General features: G+C 75.5%; 7 protein-coding genes. 6 read left to right on the top strand and 1 reads right to left on the bottom strand.

Annotation, left to right across the window (positions count from 1 at the left end; all coding sequences use genetic code 11):
• Positions 1-81: 81 nt before the first annotated feature.
• The 3 genes from WMF43_RS07700 (at position 82) to WMF43_RS07710 (ending at position 3,621) form a co-directional block, all read left to right on the top strand.
• The gene (locus WMF43_RS07700; protein ID WP_437678690.1) at positions 82-765 is read left to right on the top strand and encodes a hypothetical protein; all 684 of its coding nucleotides are present in this window, start codon (positions 82-84) and stop codon (positions 763-765) included.
• Positions 762-2,915 carry a heavy metal translocating P-type ATPase gene (locus WMF43_RS07705; protein ID WP_437678691.1) on the top strand — a complete coding sequence of 718 codons (2,154 nt, stop codon included), beginning with the start codon at positions 762-764 and terminating at the stop codon, positions 2,913-2,915. The genes WMF43_RS07700 and WMF43_RS07705 overlap by 4 nt, the downstream gene beginning before the upstream one ends.
• A 133-nt stretch (positions 2,916-3,048) precedes the next feature.
• Positions 3,049-3,621, top strand: a complete 573-nt coding sequence (locus tag WMF43_RS07710) for a cytochrome C (RefSeq protein WP_437678693.1) — start codon at positions 3,049-3,051, stop codon at positions 3,619-3,621.
• 33 nt (positions 3,622-3,654) lie between these two features.
• On the opposite strand, the gene WMF43_RS07715 is transcribed toward WMF43_RS07710, so the two are convergent.
• Complete coding sequence (locus WMF43_RS07715) at positions 3,655-8,757, bottom strand: sensor histidine kinase (RefSeq protein WP_437678695.1); 5,103 nt, start codon at positions 8,755-8,757, stop codon at positions 3,655-3,657.
• Between the two features lie 381 nt (positions 8,758-9,138).
• On the opposite strand from WMF43_RS07715, the gene WMF43_RS07720 reads away from it, so the two are divergent.
• From WMF43_RS07720 to WMF43_RS07730, 3 genes are all read left to right on the top strand, one after another.
• Positions 9,139-10,482, top strand: coding sequence for a protein kinase domain-containing protein (locus WMF43_RS07720; RefSeq protein ID WP_437678697.1), 1,344 nt, complete (start codon positions 9,139-9,141; stop codon positions 10,480-10,482).
• 54 nt (positions 10,483-10,536) lie between these two features.
• Positions 10,537-11,646, top strand: a complete 1,110-nt coding sequence (locus WMF43_RS07725; RefSeq protein ID WP_437678699.1) for a prephenate dehydrogenase/arogenate dehydrogenase family protein — start codon at positions 10,537-10,539, stop codon at positions 11,644-11,646.
• A 541-nt stretch (positions 11,647-12,187) separates the two neighbouring features.
• Entirely contained in the window at positions 12,188-14,329 is a 2,142-nt protein-coding gene (locus tag WMF43_RS07730) for a response regulator (protein WP_437678701.1), read from the top strand.
• The last annotated feature ends 440 nt before the right edge of the window (positions 14,330-14,769 follow it).

Genomic DNA, 14,769 nt, shown 5'->3' on the forward strand with positions numbered 1-14,769 from the left:
CCGAGCGGCGCCCGGGGCGGCGCGCGAGCTGAAGTGGAGACGGGTCGTGTGTGCCCGGCCTCGCCGGCCGGGAGGTGAGCCATGCCGAGCGATCGAGGGGTCTTCATCATCCACTCCATCCCAGGGCGCGTGCGCCTCGGCGCCGGCGCGCTCCGCGGCGACACGGCCAGGGCGGAGCAGATCGCGGAGCTCGCGCGTGAGCTCCCCTCCGTCGTCGACGCGCGCGTCGACGTGTGGTCCGCCTCCCTCACGGTCGAGTACGAGCCCGACGTCCCGCTCGAGGCCGTCTTGACCGAGCTCGCGCAGATCCCGGAGCTCGCAGCCTGCGCCTGCCTCCCGGCGACCCCGGACGCGCCGCCGCGCTGCGCCGCGCCCGCCGAGCCGCCGAGCCCCGGCCGGACCGCGCGCCTCGCGGTGCGGGCCGCGGCGCGGCTCAACGCGGCGTCGCAGGCCGTCCCGCCGCCGCAGGTCGACCTCAAGCTCCTCGTCCCGGGGCTGCTCGTCGGCTCCGGGCTGCTCCAGGTGCTGACGCGGCGCGCCCCGGCCATGCCCCACTGGATCACGCTCCTCAAGTACGGCCTCGACGCCTTCCTCGTGCTCAACCACGACCGCATCCAGCGTGTCTTCGCGGGCGCGGATCCGGCCGCGGGCGCGGATCCGGCCGCGGGCGCGGATCCGGCCGCGGGCGCGGATCCGGCCGCGGGCGCGGATCCGGCCGCGGGCGAGGCCGCGCCGGCCGCCTCTCCCGGCGGGACGGGCTCATGAGCGCCGCGCTGCCGTCGCGCGGCGCCGAGCCGGTCTCGGTCGTCCACGTCCTCCCCGGCAGGGTGCGCCTGCGGCTCCCGCGCCTGGGTCGCGACGTGGCCTTCGGCCCGCAGCTCGAGGCGGGCCTCGCGGCGGTGCCGGGGGTCCTCGCCGTCCGCATCGCCGAGGGCGCGTCGAGCGCCGTCGTCGAGCACGACCCGCGGCGGGTCGACCTCGCCGCGATCGTGCGCGCCGCCGCCTCGGCCTCCGCCGCCCCCGCCCCGCGCGGCGCCCTGCGCGCCGCCCGGCGCGCCCGCGAGGCCCGGCGCGCGGCCGCCCTCGCGCGCCGCCCGCTCTACCTCTCCAGCGCCGGCATGTTCCTCTCGCTCGGCGGGCTCGTCTCTCCGCTGCTCGCGTACCCGTTCATCGCCGCGACCTCGGTCCCCATCTTCCAGCGGGCGTGGGAGTCGGTGGTCCAGCGGCGCAAGCTGAACGTCGACCTGCTCGACAGCCTCGCGATCGCCACGGCCGTGGCCACCGGCGACGCCATCAACGCGGCCGGCATCATCTGGCTGGTCACGCTCGGCGATCACATCCGCGACCTCACCCAGGCGCGCGCCCGGCGCGCGATCCGCGGCCTGCTCGGCTACCAGCAGGACCTCGCGTGGGTCGTCCGCGGCGACGCCAAGGTGCAGATCCCGGTGGCCGAGCTCGCGGTCGGCGACATCCTCGTCGTCTACACCGGCTCGGTGATCCCCGTCGACGGCACGGTCACGGACGGCGAGGGGCTCGTCGATCAGCAGACGTTGACCGGCGAGTCGATGCCCGCGCTCAAGGGCCCCGGCGACCGCTGCTTCGCCGCGACGGTCATCAAGGAAGGCAAGCTCTACATCCGCGCCGACCGCGTCGGCGGCGACACCACGGCCGCGAGCACGGCGCGGCTCATCGAGAGCGCGCCCGCCCTGGAGACGCGCGCCCAGAACTACGCCGAGGTCGTCGCGAACCGGCTCGTCCCCCCCGCGCTCGCGTGCTCGGCCGTCGTGCTCGCGGCCACGCGGGATCTCGGCCGCGTCTCCGCGATCCTCACGATCGACTTCGGCACCGGGCCGCGCGTCTCCGCGCCGACCACGGTGCTCGCCTCGATGAACGCCGCGGCGCGGCGCGGGATCCTCATCAAGGGCGGCGCCTACCTCGAGAAGCTCGCGAAGGTGTCGACCATCGTGTTCGACAAGACCGGCACGCTCACCTCGGGGACCCCGGAGGTCACGGACGTCCTCGTCCACGGCGACCTGCCCGAGCGCGAGGCGGCCGCGCTCGCCGCCGCCGTCTCCGCGCGGCAGACCCACCCCGTCTCCCAGGCGGTGCTCCGCCTGGCCGAGGCGTGGCGGCTGTCGATCCCGGAGCGCGAGGACTCCCGCTACTTCGTCGGCCGGGGCGTGCAGGCGCGGGTCTCGGGCAAGGTCGTGCAGCTCGGCAGCCCCCGCTTCCTCGACGAGCTCGGCGTCGCGTGCCGCACCGAGCCCGGCGCGCGGCGCTCGCTCGAGGCGCAGGCCAGGTCGCTCCTCTTCCTCGCGGTCGACGGCCGGCACGTGGCCACGCTCGCCTACCGCGACGCGATCCGGCCCGAGAGCCGCGCCACGATCCAGAGCCTGCGCGCGCGCGGGATCGACGACATCGTGATGCTGACGGGCGACAGCCGCGAGGTGGCGCGGCAGGTCTCGCACGAGCTCGGGATCACACGCTTTTTCGCCGAGATGCTGCCCGAGGACAAGGCGGAGATCACCCGGCGGCTCACGCAGGAGGGCCGCACGGTCGCGGTCGTCGGCGACGGCATCAACGACTCCCCGGCGCTCTCGTACGCCGATGTCGGCATCTCTGTGTCCGCGGGGGCGGAGATCGCCCGGGAGGCGGCGGGCGTCATCCTCGTCGAGGACGACCTCTCGAAGCTCGTCGAGGCGATCGACATCTCGCGCGCCGCCATGCGCCTCATCCACCAGAACTTCTCGATGATCCTCGGCGTGAACGCGGTCGCGTACGCGCTCTCGATCCCGGGGCTCCTGAACCCCGTCATGGCGACGCTCATGAACAACGGCTCTGCCGTCCTCGCCTGCGTCAACGGCCTCCGGCCGCTGCTCTCGGCGCCGCGCAGGTCCGACGCCGCCCGCCGATAACGCCCCAGGCGTCCCCCGCCGCGCCCACCTCGCCGGCGGACGTGCTCGCGGCGGCGCCCGGCCGCCCGGCATGGGCGCTGCAGACCACATTCCCTGCGCAAATCGACCCGGATCGCGCCGGAAGGATGGTGGAATGAGCGGAATGGCGATCGAAACGAGAGATGAGTCATCGCCCTCCGCGGCGCGCGCGCGCGCCGCGCGCTGGGCTGTGCGCTGGGTGCCCGGCGCGGTGTTCGCGGTGATCCTCGGCTGTGCGGTCGGCGCTCAGCCCCCCGCCTCGCCCCACGTGAACGCGTCGAGCCCGGAGGAGGCCGGCAGGTACCTGGTCCTCGTGGGCGGCTGCAACGACTGCCACACGCCCGGCTGGGATCGATCAGCCGGCAAGCTCCCGACCTCGGAGTGGCTGACCGGCAGCGACGTCGGCTACCGCGGCCCGTGGGGGACGACCTACGCGGAGAACCTCCGGCTCACCGTCCAGGTCTTCAGCGAGGACGCGTGGGTGGCGCTGTTCCGCGCGGGCGCCGGCCGCCCGCCGATGCCGTGGCCGAACTACACCACGCTGGACGAGCGCGACCTCCGCGCGATGTACCGGTTCATCCGCAGCCTCGGCCCGAAGGGCGAGCGCGCGCCGCGCGCGGCGCCGCCGGGCGAGGAGCCGAAGACGCCGTTCATCCTGTTCGTTCCCCAGCAGCCCGCGGGGATCTGACGCCGCGCGCCGCGCTCGGGCCGCGCGCCGCGCTCAGCGCTGCGCGTCGCCGAGCGACAGGGGCGGCGCCGCCCGGCTCGACGGCGGCGGCGCGCAGGGCAGCTCTATCGTGAGCCGCGTCCCCTCGTCGGGCAGGCTGTCCGCGCGCACCGCGCCGCCGAGCGCCTCCACGATGCTCTTCACCACGTAGAGCCCGAGCCCGAGGCCCCCGTAGTGGCGGTTCGACACCGCGCGCTCGAACCGCTCGAACACGTGGGGGAGCCTGTCGGCCGGGATCCCGATCCCGTGGTCCCGCACCGCGAGCACGGCGGTGCCCTCCCGCCGCGCGACCGAGATCTCGATCGGCTTGCCCGCGCCGAACTTGAGGGCGTTGTCGATCAGGTTCGAGATCACCTGGTCGAGCCGGCTCCGGTCCCACGACCCCACCACGGACGGCTCCGCGCGCACGCTCACGCGCGACCCGGACTGCGCGATGCGCTCCCCGAGCCGCTCCACCACGTCGCCCACGGCCTCCGCGAGATCCACCGGCTCGACGTGCAGCGCGAGCCGGCCCGTGTGGATCTGCGAGACGTCGAGGAGGTCGTCGATCAGCCGGATCAGCCGCTGCACCTGCCGATCCGCGCGCTGGAGGGCGCGGGCGGCGCGCTCGTCGGGCACGCGCCCGCGCTGGTGGATCAGCGCCTGCAGCCCGAGGCGCAGGGAGGTGACCGGCGTCTTCAGCTCGTGCGACGCGACGCTGAGGAACTCGTCGCGGACGCGGATCGCGTCCTGCGCCGCGCGGTACAGGCAGGCGTTCTCGAGGGCGATCGCGATCTGGGCCGACAGGAGCTCCAGCACGTGGACGCGGTCGCGCGTGAAGGCGCGCGTCGCGAGCGTGTTCTCGAGGTAGAGCACCCCGAGCAGCGCGCCCATCCGCTGGAGGGGCAGGAGCAGGGCCGACCCCGCGCCGCCCCCGGCGAAGCGCGGATCCCCGGCGAGATCCCCGTCGCTCGCCGCGTCGTCGACGACGACGATCTCCCGCGCCCTCCGCGCGCGCTCGACGAGCTTCTCCGGGACCTCGCGCGACCCGGCGAGCGGCGCGCGCTCGATGGAGACCGGCCCCGCGGCGCGCCCCGCCGCCCGCACGAACAGCCCGCCGTCCTCCTCGAGCACGAGCGCGCCGCGCTCGGCGCCGGCGGCCTCCAGGCACACGCCGAGCAGCTTCTCGAGCAGCCGATCGAGCACGATCTCCCCCGAGAGGGTCTCGGCCGCCTTGAGCAGGCTGAGCGCGTCCAGCGCGGCCGCCGGATAGCGCTCCTCGTCGGCGCCGGGCTCCTCGCCGCCGTCGCCGATCCGGAGCTCCTCGGCGAGCGCGCGCGCCTTCTCGGAGGCCCCCCAGCTCGCGTAACCCCGCCGCGCGGCGCGCAGGTACATGGCCGCGATGCGGGCCCGCCCGAGCCCGCGGTAGAAGCGCCCGGCCAGCTCGTTGCCGAGCGCCGCGGCCGGCGCGATGCCCGCGCTCGTCGCCGCCTCGATCGCCTCGTCGTACAGCGCGCCGGCCGCCTCGACGTCCCGCGCGACCCGGGCGATCTCCGCGTCGATGAGCAGCCGCGCCGCGCGGAAGTTGTCCGCGCACGTCGACTCCCACCGCCCGAAGCGCCGGCGCACCTCGTCCACCTGCGCGAGCAGCGCGGCCCGCTCCGCGGCGCTCGCCCCGTCGCACCGCCACAGCAGGGTGAGCACGGCGAAGAACGCTCGCTGGCAGCCGGCGATGTAGCCCCCGAGGAACTGCAGGTACGGGATCGTCGCCTCGGACCGCGCGATCGCCTCGGCCTGGTCCCGGAGCAGGTACGACGTCTCGAGCCGCAGGATGTGGTACACGCACACGACCGCGGGCTCTCCTTGCGCCGCCTCGAGGAAGGCGCGCTCGTCGAACCCGCCGTCGTCGAAGCGGTTCCGGCCCCGCGTCTGCCCCTTGAGGCACCGGATCATCTGCCGGTAGGCGCTCTGGTAGAGCAGCATGGCCTTGTTGCCGGTCTGCCGGCTGAACGCGAGCCCCTCGTCGAGATCGAGCAGCACGCGATCGAGCGCCGCCCCCGCGGCGAGCGAGTGCTCCACGATCCCCGTGTACGCGTAGGCGGCGTAGCGCAGCTCGCCGGACGACCGCCCCAGCGCGACGACGTCGCGAAACTGGGCCGCGCACGAGGCGAACGACGCCCCCCACGGGCGGACGAACTCGGTGTAAATATGCAGCGCCACCGTCTCCTGCGCGCGGTCGCCGAGCCTGCGCGCGAGCTCCACGGCGAGGCGGCCGAAGCCCTGGGCGCCGGCGATGTCGCCCTCGGACGCCAGGAACAGCGCGTGCCCCGCATAGGGGAGGATCCCCTCGCTCGAGTTGCCGTGCTCCAGCGCGAAGCGGACGCCGAGCAGCGTGAGCAGCGAGAGCTGCCGCCGCTCCGCGAACCAGGCGGGCGTCAGCATCCCCGAGACGAGCTTCATGTGGGCCCGCTCCTCCGGCCCGGTGATGAGCGGCAGGTCGAGGAGCGACTCGGGCGGACGCCCCCCGAGCCGCGCCTCGACGGCCCGCCGCTGCGCGGCGATCTCCGCCTCGAGGTCCGACGAGGGCAGCTCGACCCCGAAGCAGTCGCGGAGCGCCGCGCGCCCCCACCGGAGCGCGAGCGCGTGCTCGCCGGAGAGCGTCGCGCTGAGGAGCCGGATCCCCTCCAGATCGATCCGCTCGGGGATCGACGCCGCGCGGCCGAGCGCCTCCTCGACGAGCGCGCGCGCCGCGGCGTGCTCCCCGGTGAGCGCGGCGCACTCCGCCGCGTCCCGGCGCAGGGCGAGCCAGAGCGCGCGGCGCGACGCGTGCGCCCCCTCCGGCAAGAGCCCGAGGCCGCGGCGGAAGCACGAGAGCGCCGGCCCGTACGCCGCCGCGCCGCGCGCCTTCAGGCCGGCGCGGTGGTTCAGCGCGGCGAGCTCCTCCCGCTCCTCGACCCCGAGCAGCGCGGCGCCGAGGTCCAGCTGGTTCACCGCGTCGAACAGCGCGTCGTCCGCGCCGGCGCGGCAGGCGGCCGCGAGGAGCCGTCCGATCCGGAGGTGCAGCGCCCGCCGCCGCCCCACCGGCAGGAGCTCGTAGGCGGCCTGCTGGACGCGATCGTGGGCGAACCGCACCGCGAGCCCCGCCCCGGGCTCGCGGTCCGCCGCGAGCAGCCCCTCGCCGAGCGGCTGCCCGAGCGCCGCGGTCGCCTCGTCGACGGACCTGCCCGACGCGGCCGCGAGCAGCCCGACCTCCGCCCGCTTGCCGGCGCACGCCGCGATCTGCACGAGCTCCTGCGCCTCCTCGGGCAGCTGGCGCACGGCCTCGGTCATCAGCTCGACCACGTTGTCGGTGATCCCGACGCGCTCGATCCGGCCGAGATCCCAGGTCCACGTCGTTCGCGCCGCGTCGAAGGCGAGCAGCCCTTGCCGCTGGAGCGCGCGCAGGAGCTGGCGGACGAAGAGCGGGTTGCCCGCGGTCCTCGCGAGGACGAGCTCCGCGAGCGGCCGCGCCCGCTCCGGCTCGCACCGCAGCCAGCCTGCGAGCAGCGCGACGAGCGCCTCGAGGTCCAGCGGGCCGAGCGACACGCGGGTGACCGGGGCGACCTCCGCCTGCCGGATCTCCCGCAGGGCCGCGTGCAGCGGGTGCGTGGGCCCCAGCTCCTTCGGCCGGTAGGCGCCGAGCAGGAGCACGCCGCGGCTGCCCGGGTCCGTCGCCAGCGCGCGCAGGGCGCGGAGCGACGCCGCGTCGGTCCACTGGAGGTCGTCGAGGAAGATCGCGAGCGGCCGGCCCTCGGGCGCCGCGCCCGCGACGGCGCGCACGAACGCCTGGAGCGCGAGGAGCAGGCGGCTCTCCGCGCGCAGCGGATCGACGGCGGGGAGCGGCGGCGCCGCCGCGAAGAGCGCGCCGATCTCCGGGCAGATCTCCGCGAGCGCGCGTCCTTGCTCGCCCGCCGCGCGCAGGAGCGCTGCGCGGGCCATCCCCGCCGGCTCCTCCGCCTCGGCGCGGAGCGCGCCCGCGAGGGCGCGGAGCGCCTCCGCGACGGGCGCGTAGGGCACGTCCGCGGCGCGCTGATCGAGCTTGCCCGACACGAACCGCCCGCCCCGCTCGTCGACCGCGCCCCGCGCGGCCTCTACGAGGGCGGTCTTGCCGACGCCGGCGTCCCCCGTCACGAGGAAGAGCTCCGTCGCGCCGCCGGACGCCCGCTCGGCCGCGGCCCGCAGCGCGGCGAGCTCGCGATCGCGCCCGACCAGGCGCTCGGGCAGCGGGAGCCGCTGCGCGAGCTCGAGGCGGCCGAGCTCGAACGGCGCGATCGCGCCCTCGGCCCGCCACCTCCGCCGCGCCTCCCGCAGGTCCTCGGCGAGCGACGCCGCGCTCTGGTACCTGAGCTCCGGCATCTTCGCGAGCAGCCGCTGCGTCAGCTCGGAGAGCGCCGCCGGGACCGCCGGGTTCACGACGCGCGCGGGCACCGGGCACCTCGCGGCGTGCGAGTGCACGAGCGCGAGCGGATCCGCCTCCTGGAAGGGCGGCGCGCCGGTGAGCATCGCGTAGAGGATCGCCCCCAGCGCGTAGAGGTCCGATCGGCCGTCGACGAACCGGTCCATGCGCCCGAGCTGCTCCGGCGGCTTGAAGGGCAGCGCCTTCAGGTCCTCCAGCGCCGCGGCCCCGGGCACGCTCGTGAGCTCGGCCGCGTCGGTGAAGTGGACGAGCGTGACCTCTCCGCCCGGGCCGAGCAGCACGCGCCGCGGGGCGAGCGCGCGGTGGACGACGCCGCGCTCGTGGAGGCGCGCGCAGGCGTCGGCGAGCGCGATCGCGATCTCGAAGAGCTCGCCCAGCGCGAGCGGCCCTCCGGCGATCCGCCGCTCGAGGTCGTCGGCGCCGGCGTCCTCGAGGACGAGCACCGGCGCGTCCTCGGGGCCGAGCAGCGCGATCACCCGCGCCGCGCCGGGCACGTCGAGCCGCTGCAGGACGGCGGCCTCGCCGCGGAGGAGCGCCGCCGCGCCCGGGCACCGCGGCGTCGCGCGGGCGATCTTCTGCACGACGGTCCTGCCCGCGATCGCCTGCCTGCGCACGAGGAAGCGGCCGCAACGGTGGATCTCAGCCGTCTCCGCCCGAGCCATGAGGCGTCCCCCCTTCCCGAGACGCCCGGGAATGTAGAGCAGGGGGCGGGCTCACGCGAGCCGCGAGGCGCGCTCAACCGAGCCGCGCAGCCGCCGTATGTCGACAGCGGCGTCGCTGCTGGGCTCGCCAGCGCCGCGCTCTGGCCCGCCTACATCGACGCGCTGCTCGCGCCAGCGCGGCGCGCGCGCCGGCGGGCCACGCTGGCTCGATAAGACGCTGAATTCATTGCTCCTATCGCCGCCGCCGTGGCCGCGCGGTTTGCGCTTCGACGGCCGCGCGTGATGGCCGCCAATTCAGCGAACGTGCGTGCTAGGATGTGATCATGCATGTACGGGGGCGGCAAGCTGCCCCCGCGTCTGTGCGCGCTGCGGGGAGCCTTGATGAACGCACCTGTCGTCGCAGGGGACGTGATCGCTGAGAAATACCGGGTCGACCGGGTCCTGGGCGAGGGCGCCATGGCGATGGTGGTCGGCGCCAGCCACCTCTCTCAACCGCAGCAGGTCGCGATCAAGCTCCTGCTCGACGAGCGCCGGCGAGGCGCGGCGGAGCGGCTCCTCGAGGAGGCGCGCGCGGCGGCGCTGCTCAGGGGCGAGCACGTCGTGCGCGTGCTCGACGCCGGCCTGCTCGGCTCGGGCGTCCCTTACGTCGTGATGGAGCACGTCGAGGGGCGGGACCTCGCCGAGGTGCTGCGCGAGCGGCGCACGCTCGATATCCCGGAGGCGCTCGACTACGTGCTGCAGGCCTGCGTGGCGGTGGCCGAGGCGCACGCGGCGGGGATCGTGCACCGCGGCCTCGAGCCGGCGAGCCTGCTGCTCGTCGAGGCGCCCGACGGGTCGACGGTCCTGAAGGTGCGCGACTTCGGCCTCTGGGAAGAGCTCTCCGACGCGCGCGCGGGCGACCCCGGCGCGCCGGGGTCGCCCGGTGAGCTGCCCCGCGCTGCCCTCTACGCGTCGCCGGAGCAGGTGCGCCGGTCGGACGAGGTCTACGCCAGCGCCGATCTCTGGTCGCTCGGCGCGATCCTCTACCACCTGCTGACGGGGCAGCCGCCGTTCGAGGCGACGTCGCTCGCCGATCTCTCGCTGCGCGTCGCGGGCGCGGACCCGGGGCTCCCCAGCGCGATCCGGGGCGACATCCCCCCCGCGGTCGAGCGGATCCTCCTCTGCTGCCTCGAGAAGGATCCGGAGCGGCGCCCCGCGAACGTGGCCGAGCTGGCGATCGCGCTCGCCCCCCTCGCGCCGGTGGCCAGCCAGGGGCACGCGGAGCGCGCCGCGCGCATCCTCGGCGCCACGCTCCCGCCCCGCCCCCGCGCGTCGCTCCCGACGATCGGGCTCGGGCTCAACGCAGGGCCGCTGTCGTCGGGGCCGCGCTCGGCGCCGCAGTCGGGCCCGCGCTCGGGGCCGCGCTCGGCGCCGCTGTCGGGGCCGCGCTCGGGCCCGCGCTCGGCGCCGCCGCCGCCGTCCGGTCCGCGCTCGTACGAGAGCGTCGTGCCGAGCGCGCCGGCGCCCTCGATCGCGGCCGAGCACGCCCCGCCGGACCGGGGCGCCAGGCGGGCGCGCGTCGGGCTGATCGCGGCCATCGCGTCGCTGATCGCGATCCTGGCCATCGTCGCGGCGCGCGCCGCGAGCCCGGGCGAGCGCCGCGACGATGGCCACGATCGCCCGGCGAGCGCCGCGCCGCCGGCCGCTCCGGGCGGCGCCGCGAGCCTGCCCGCCGCGCCGCCCTAGGCGTCCCAAGAAAACGTGGCGTCGGCCCGGACCGCCTGTCGTAGTATCCGCGCCATGCCGCATCCCCTCCCACACCGCGCGGGCGGTCCCCCTCTGCCCGCGCGCATCGGCAACGTCGCCTTCCTCGGGTACGGCCGCTTCGGCGCCGCGCTCGGGTCGCTGCTGCGCGACGCGGGGATCGGGGTGCGCGCGCTCGACCCGGGGGCCGAGGTCCAGGGCGCCGCGCGCGCCGCCTCGCTGCCGGAGCTCGTGGACGGCGCGGACCTCGTCCTCGTCGCGGTCCCGGTCCCGGCGATGCGCGACGCCATCACGTCCCTGCGGCCGCACCTCGCGCCCGGGCAGGTGGTGGCCGACGTGGGCAGCGTGAAGACCGTGCCCGCGCGCGCCATGGCCGAGGTGCTCGGCGTCGACCGCCCGTGGGTCGCGACGCACCCGCTCTTCGGTCCGGCGAGCCTCGCCCGCGGGGAGCGCCCGCTGCGCGCCGTCGTCTGCCCGAACCCGGCGCACCCGGACGCGGTGCGCCGCGTGGTCGCGCTGTTCGAGCGGATCGGGTGCCAGGTGCTCGAGCAGGCCCCGGAGGAGCACGACCGGGTGATGGCCTTCACCCACGCGCTCGCGTTCTTCATGGCGAAGGGCATGATGGACGCGGGCGTGCCCGCCGGCGCGCCGTACGCGCCGCCCTCGTTCCAGGGCATCGCGCGCACCATCGAGACGGTGCGCGCCGACGCCGGCCACCTGTTCGCGGCGCTGCACCGGGAGAACCCCTTCGCGGGCGAGGCGCGCCGCCGGCTCATCGACGCGCTCGTCGCCATCGACCGCAGCCTCGACGTCGCCGCGAAGGACGCCGCGCCCGAGGACGCCGCGCTCGCGATCCCCGATCTCGGCGCGCTCTCCCCCGAGCTCCGCGAGACGCGGGAGCTCATCGACGAGCTCGACCTGGAGCTCGTGGGGCTGCTCGCGCGCCGCTCCGAGCTCGTCCAGCGCGCCGCGCGCGCCAAGGCCACGATCGGCGCCGCCGTCCGCGATCCGCTGCGGGAGGCGCGGCTCATGGAGTCCCGGCGCGGCTGCGCCGCCGAGCTCGGGCTCGACCCCGACGGCGTCGCCGAGGTCTTCGAGGTGATCCTCCGCCACTCGCGCTCGCTCCAGGAGCGGCGCTCCTCCTGAGCCCACGCGCCGAGCGCCCGCGCCGTCGCGAGCGGCGCGCCGGATGGCCCTTTCTCGCCGCCGCCGCTGGGTGTAAGGTGCCTGTGCGGAAAAGATGGATTGGACTCAGGAACAGCCCGAGTCCAGTGCAGGCGGACCCGGGGTCGCACGTGTTACAGCGCCTCGACTACCCTACAGCCTCGTCAGTGCAGCTCAGGGAGGGCTGAATGGATCCATGCTGCGGCCCGGCCAAGGGAGCCCAGAGCTCATCCTGGAGGAGCGCCGTGCGCCGGCGCAGCGGGTCGCCCCCGTAGGGGGCTCGCGGCGCGGCGCCCGCGGCGGTCACCGTCGGTCCGGCGTGACCGACGGCGGGAGCGCCCCCCGGCCCAGGGACACAGCTGCGTCCATGAGGCGACATTGTCCCCCTCAGTCGCCGGTGGAGAGACCTTGACGCCGGTGCGATCAGGCGCCGCCCGAAAGCGGTGGACAGCGATGGGTTCCTGAGGATGCTGCGAAGCTTGTTGCGGGGCCGGCGTCGGGGCGGGGGGAAAGGAGACGGGGGATGCAGGCGGAAGTAGGCAGGGTCAACATCCTGGTCGTCGACGACAGGCCCGAGCAGCTGCTGTCCCTGGAGGCCGTCCTCACCCCGCTCGGCGAGAACATCGTCAAGGCGGCTTCCGGCCGGGAGGCGCTCCGCAACCTCTTTCAGGAGGAGTTCGCGGTCATCCTCCTCGACATCAACATGCCAGAGATAGACGGGTTCGAGACGGCGACCCTCATCCGCAAGCGGAGGAGCACGCGCCACACGCCGATCATCTTCCTGACGGCGCACACCGATCGCGTCTATGTCGAGCGCAGCTATTCGCTCGGGGCCGTCGATTACATCATGACCCCGTTCGCCCCGGAGGTCCTGCGCACCAAGGTGTCTGTCTTTGTCGACCTCTTTCGGAAGACGCAGAAGATCAAGCTCCAGGCCGAGTCGCTGCGCGCGCGCGCCGAGCAGCTCCAGCGGCTCAACCGCGCCGCGCTCAAGATCAACTCGGCCCTGTCGCTCGACGCCATGGTCGCGGCGATCACCGAGGCGGCGCGCGACGTCGCGTGTGCTCATCAGGCCATGACGCTCGTGAAGCTGGAGAGGCCCGGCGAGCGGGCGCGCACCGCGGTGTCGTACTCCGAGCGGTACGCGACGTTTCAGCAGGAGTCGCCCCCGCCCATCGCAGGCAGGCTGTGCGCCTTCGTGTGCGGCAGGAACAGGCCCCTCCGCATGACGCAGCGGGAGCTCTCCCAGCACCCGGAGTGGCTGGACGACGGCGGGCAGCACCCGCCGCCGCGGGGCTACCTCGCCGTGCCGCTCACGGCGGCGGACGGCCGCAACATGGGCGCGATCCAGCTCTCCGACCGGCATGACGGGGAGTTCTCGGACGACGACGAGACCGTCCTCGTGCAGCTCGCGCAGCTCGCCGCGATCGCGATCCAGAACTGCGTGCATGCCGAGGCGCGCGAGGCGAACCGCGTGAAGGACGAGTTCCTCGCGACGCTCTCCCACGAGCTGCGCAGCCCGCTCAACGCGATCATCGGCTGGACCCACCTCCTCCGCGGCGAGCCGTTCGACGAGCAGCGGGTGGCCCACGGCCTCGAGGTGATCGAGCGCAACGCGGCCGCGCAGGCGAAGCTCATCGAGGATCTGCTCGACGTGTCCCGCATCACGGCGGGCAAGCTGCGCGTCAGCGCCGCGCCGATGGCGCTCGCGCCGCTCGTGGAGACCGCCGTCGACGCGATCCGCCCCGCCGCGGAGGCGAGGCGGCTCACGGTCGACGTCGCGCTCGACCCGGCCGTCGAGGTGAACGGCGACGCGGATCGGCTCCAGCAGGTCGTCGCGAACCTCCTCTCCAACGCCCTCAAGTTCACGCGCCCCGGCGGGCACATCCACGTCTCCCTCCGCCGCGCCGGCGCCTCCGCGGAGCTCGCGGTGCGCGACTCCGGGGAGGGGATCGCGCCCGATTTCCTGCCGTTCCTCTTCGAGCGCTTCCGCCAGGCGGACAGCACGAGCCGCCGGAAGCACGCGGGCCTCGGCCTGGGGCTGTCGCTCGTGCGCGACATCGTCGAGGCCCACAGCGGCTCGGTCGTCGCCGAGAGCCCCGGGCTGCAGCAGGGGTCGACGTTCGTGGTCCGGATCCCGCTCCTCGGGGCCGAGCGCCGCCTCGCCGGCCGGCCGCTGCGCGAGGCCCGCTCGCGCCCGCTGGCCGCGTGTGAGCCCGCCTCCGATCTGCGCGGGCTCCACGTGCTGCTCGTCGAGGACGACGCGGACGCCAGGGAGCTCCTCGAGGAGGTGCTCTCGCAGCACCGCGCCGAGGTGACCGCGGTCGCCTCGGTCCGCGAGGCGCTCGCGGCCTTCGGCGCGGCGCGCCCGCACGTGCTCGTGAGCGACATCGCCATGCCGGGCGAGGACGGATACGAGCTCATCCGCGCGATCCGCCAGCACCCGCCGCACGCCGGCGGCGACCTGCCCGCGCTGGCGCTGACGGCGTACGCCCGCAAGGAGGACCAGAAGCGCGCGCTCGACGCCGGCTTCCACATGCACGTCACGAAGCCGATCGAGCCCGCCGCGCTCGTGGCGGCCGTCGCCGACCTCGCGGCCAGAGCCCGCGCCGGCGAGTTCTCCCGCGCGCGGGAGCGAGGCTCGAGCGAGGACGTCGCTCGCTGACGACGGCCGACGTGGGGTGATCCGAGCGGGCGCGACCGGCGTCGCGGCCCGTGCCCGAGCTCGCCGGACCGCGCCTGGGTCCTTGTCCTCGCGCCGCCCGGGCGGCGCGCGGAGCGACCACCTGGCCGTCCCGACTGACCATCACCCGCAATCGCTTTCGTGGTCGCGCGACACCGCGATCATACGTCGCGCCGGCCGAGCGCGGTCGATATCGAGTCTATGGCCGGCGCGCTCCCCCGCGCGGGAGAGCACAAAAGCGCGTGGCGCCGGGGGGCCTGCGCTCCTGGAAGGGCGCCCGCAACCCCCCCTTCGCAGCGCCCTAACCCCACGGCGTAAGCCCCTTCGCGCTCGCTGCTGCCGGCGCTCCGCGCCGATTCGGCGGCTCCGCGGCCCGGTTTTCTTGGCCCGACGCGCCGTATTCTGCGAGCTCATCCGCCGTG

This window comes from Sorangium sp. So ce131, assembly GCF_051519095.1.
Lineage (GTDB): Bacteria > Myxococcota_A > Polyangia > Polyangiales > Polyangiaceae > Sorangium.

Excerpts from the sequence above, each read along its gene's own strand:
- WMF43_RS07730 (WP_437678701.1), top strand. The coding sequence starts at position 12,188 with ATGCAGGCGGAAGTAGGCAGGGTCAACATCCTGGTCGTCGACGACAGG.
- WMF43_RS07700 (WP_437678690.1), top strand. The coding sequence starts at position 82 with ATGCCGAGCGATCGAGGGGTCTTCATCATCCACTCCATCCCAGGGCGC.
- WMF43_RS07705 (WP_437678691.1), top strand. The coding sequence starts at position 762 with ATGAGCGCCGCGCTGCCGTCGCGCGGCGCCGAGCCGGTCTCGGTCGTC.
- WMF43_RS07710 (WP_437678693.1), top strand. The coding sequence starts at position 3,049 with ATGAGCGGAATGGCGATCGAAACGAGAGATGAGTCATCGCCCTCCGCG.
- WMF43_RS07720 (WP_437678697.1), top strand. The coding sequence starts at position 9,139 with ATGAACGCACCTGTCGTCGCAGGGGACGTGATCGCTGAGAAATACCGG.
- WMF43_RS07715 (WP_437678695.1), bottom strand. The coding sequence starts at position 8,757 with ATGGCTCGGGCGGAGACGGCTGAGATCCACCGTTGCGGCCGCTTCCTC.
- WMF43_RS07725 (WP_437678699.1), top strand. The coding sequence starts at position 10,537 with ATGCCGCATCCCCTCCCACACCGCGCGGGCGGTCCCCCTCTGCCCGCG.